Origin of the sequence: Kitasatospora sp. NPDC048298 (assembly GCF_043201465.1) — a bacterium.
Classification (GTDB): Bacteria; Actinomycetota; Actinomycetes; order Streptomycetales; family Streptomycetaceae; genus Kitasatospora.
In genome coordinates this window covers 58,120-60,271 of sequence record NZ_JBICYZ010000059.1, presented here as the reverse complement: position 1 = coordinate 60,271, position 2,152 = coordinate 58,120, and the positions used below count along the sequence as shown (strand labels likewise).

1 protein-coding gene is annotated in these 2,152 nt (G+C 75.4%); it reads right to left on the bottom strand.

Annotated elements, in window-relative coordinates; genetic code table 11:
- Positions 1-535: 535 nt before the first annotated feature.
- Positions 536-2,026, bottom strand: a complete 1,491-nt coding sequence (locus ACGF0D_RS32970) for an alpha/beta hydrolase (RefSeq protein WP_392922544.1) — start codon at positions 2,024-2,026, stop codon at positions 536-538.
- Between the last annotated feature and the right edge of the window lie 126 nt (positions 2,027-2,152).

The following is a 2,152-nucleotide window of genomic DNA, read 5'->3' as shown; positions in this document are numbered from 1 at the left end:
TTTGGCACGCTGTTGAGTTCTCAAGGAACGGACGCTTCCTTCGGACCGCCTTCCAGCGGACCCTCCGGGCTTCGTTCTTTCGTGTTTCCAGCTTACCAGACGTTTTCCGCTCCGTTTACCGGGGCTTTCCACTTCCGATTTGCCGGTGTCGCCCGGCGCTTGCGCTCCGTTCGACGTTCCGAACCTTAGCCGAGCTCTGCTCCGAAAAGCGAATCGACCGCAATCCGATTAAATGAACACGCCACATTCAGACCAGGCCGTATCTGCCCATGACAGATCCGCCCCAGCCCGAGCCGGGAAGTGTTGCTTCAAGGGATTGGCCGCCCCGGGACCGTCCGCGCCGATGCGTGTCCGGTGCTCCCAGTCGAGCGACTCGGAGACAGTACTCCTCCTCGGCGCCCGAGACAAACGCCCTGTGCCGAGGGCTGCCGGTCACTTCCCGTGGATCGAGAACCGGGGGCGGTCCGGGCGGCGTTCGCCGAGCTGGCCGTCCCGCTGGAGGGCGGCGCCCGGTGGCCCGCGCCGGTTCAGAGCCTCACGGGCGGGCGGCGATGCAGTCGGTGTCCTGGGCGGGCAGGACACCGTCCAGGAGGTAGCGGTCGACGGCCGCGTCGACACAGGCGTCCCGCAGCGCGAACATGCCCGCGTAGACGGTGTGGTGGAAAGCTCCGCGCAGGGTGACGAGGCGGGAGCCGGTCAGGGCCCGGTGGGCGGAGAGCTGGCCGGCGCGGGTCGCGGCCGGGTCGCCGTCGGCGCCCACCAGCAGGACGGGTACGGCGTTGCGCACCCGGGTGGGCGGTTCGGCGGGCTGTGCGGGCCAGAAGGTGCAGGGGGTGAGGTTGCGGGTGAGCGGGCCGAACAGCGGCTCGTCGGCGCGGTGGGCCTGGACGTCCCGGTAGTAGGCGAGCGGGTCGCGCGAGGCGGCGCGGTCCGCGCACATGATCGCGGTCTGCACGGCGGCGGACCCGCCCGTGTCGGGGGCCTCCAGGCCGGTGAGCACGGCCTCCAGCAGCGCGCTCGGCTCAGCGGTCCGGCCTTCGGCGGCGTCGACCAGGACGCGCACCAGGTCGGCGAACTCCGTGTAGGCGGCGGTGTCGTCGCCGGCCGACACCGTCCACAGCACCTGCGGCAGGGTGCGGGCGTCGACCCGGTGGGTACCGACCGTCAGCGGGGCCCGCTCGGTCTGCCGGCGCACCCGCTCCACCGCGGCCAGCACCCGGGTGGTGCTGGTGCCCAGGTGGTGGCGGTCGTCGTGGCGGGCCGTCCACTCCGCCCACGCGGTGAGCGCGGCGTCCATCGCGGGGCCCTGGGTGGCGGTCAGGTCGGGGCCGAAGCGGTCGGGGTCCAGGGCGGCGTCGAGCACCGCCCGTCCGACCCGCTCGGGGAACAGCTGCAGGTACACCTCGCCGAGGTAGCTGCCGTAGGAGGAACCGAGGTAGGCGATGGTCGGCTCGCCGAGGACGGCGCGCACCAGGTCCATGTCCCGGGCGGTTGCGCGGGTGGAGATGTGCGGCAGCGCGTCGCGGTACGGCGCGCAGCGGGCGGCCAGGTCCTCGGCGAGTGCGGCGGACCGCTCGAAGGTCGCGCGGGTGGGGCCGGCCGACCCCGGGCCGCTGGTGGGCCAGCCGCAGTCGAGCGGGGTGCTGGCGCCAACGAAGCGCGGGTCCATGGCGACGATGTCGTAGCGGGCGGCGAGGGCGGGCGCGGCCCGGCTCAGGGCGAGGCCGAGGTGCCGGGCGGGGACGCCGGGGCCGCCCGGGTTGTAGAAGAGGGCGCCCAGGCGGTGGGCGGGGTCGGTGGCGGGCAGCCGGGAGAGGGCGACGCTCAGGGTCGGGCCGTCCGGTCGGCGGTGGTCGAGCGGGACGGTGACCTCGGTGCAGCCGGCGCCGGCGTCGTCGAGCTCGGCGCCGGCGGTGTCCTGCGGGCCGGTTCGGCACGGGTGCCAGGCCGGCTGTTGGCGGCGCAGCGCGGCGAGCGGTTCGACGGCGTCGACACCGTCGCCGGTCGCCCGGGCCTGGCCGGTCACGCCGGCCGCGCCGGAGACGCGGCCGGGGGGGGGGGGGGGGGGGGGCGGGGGGGGGGGGGGGGGGGGGGGGGGCGCCCCCCGGGCCGGGGGGGGGGGGGGGCGGGGCCGGGGCGGTGTCCCCACGGG